1 protein-coding gene is annotated in these 1014 nt (G+C 58.6%); it reads left to right on the top strand.

What is annotated here, in order from left to right:
* Window positions 1-547 precede the first annotated feature (547 nt).
* On the top strand, window positions 548-1014 hold a 467-nt coding region (locus tag ACP5VX_RS07320; RefSeq protein WP_428725218.1), incomplete at its 3' end, for a proton-conducting transporter membrane subunit.

The raw sequence follows: 1014 nt of genomic DNA, 5'->3' as shown, positions 1-1014 counted from the left end.
GGGGTGTCTACAAGGTCATACCCTTGGACGTAAAAATACCGGGCTACCCAGCATAGCCGGGGGTGTTCCTTAAAGCTCTCGCTAGGCTCGCAGGTGTGGAGTGGGGGTGGGGGTAAGCTCATCCAAGAAATACCAGAGTCTCGCGCGACGCCCTCTTAGATAGCGTTAGGCTCTTAACGAAGCAGGGGTTCAGCAACATCGTCGCTATAACGGGTGTAGACCCGAAAAGAGAACACCGAGTTGATATTCCACTGGGGTGACGAGCAGGAGGTATGGTTCTCCTATCCGTTTCGCTTCCCAAAGTGGGACCCGGTCATAGACGACATCTCCAGTCTCAAACCTGGCGCTCGTTTTTGCAGAGACGGGTACAACTACCCCGGCCGGGCTCGGTGAGGCGTCGCCTCTAGCCAGACTACTCGTACTAGCCGGTGTCGGGGTGGAGGCCGCCCTGTCCCATCTCGGGTCCTGACTACCGGGCGTCCAAGCGGCCGCCCCCTAGCCTAGGGCGGCCTTGATACCGAGCGCTACCACCGGTGTCGCAAGCATTATGCTTCACAGGATGGTCCTCGCCGACACGTTAGTGAGCAGGGTCGTAGCGGTACTGGCGTCCCTCGGCGTAGTTGTCAGCGTAGAACACGTGTACAAGGAGAGCGACCTCGGGAGAGTCGTGGCCTACTCTAGCATGTTCTCTTCCAACGCTATGGTTTACTACCTGGCCCACTCGCTATCCAAGACGTCCGCCTTCATACTGGCTGGGGGTCTACGTAGAGGCTTCGGACACTCCAGCGCGCAGGACTTGAGAGGTGTGGCCTACGGTTGGGGGGCAATGGAGCTCAACCTAGCGCTCAAGTTGTTGGGGGTGCTCGGAGTTCCCCCGCTCGTGTCCTTCCGGGGAGACTTCTACATAGCTGTCGGCCTTTTGGAGTCCAGCCCGACACTTGGCGTGTTGTTCCTGTTGACGTTGATAGCGCTGGTACCGGTAATACTGAGCGTGTTGTTCACGCTGGTGTCGGG

Origin of the sequence: Thermogladius sp. (genome assembly GCF_049970955.1) — an archaeon.
In the GTDB taxonomy this organism is placed as follows: domain Archaea; phylum Thermoproteota; class Thermoprotei_A; order Sulfolobales; family Desulfurococcaceae; genus Thermogladius.
This window is presented reverse-complemented; position numbering and strand designations above follow the sequence as displayed.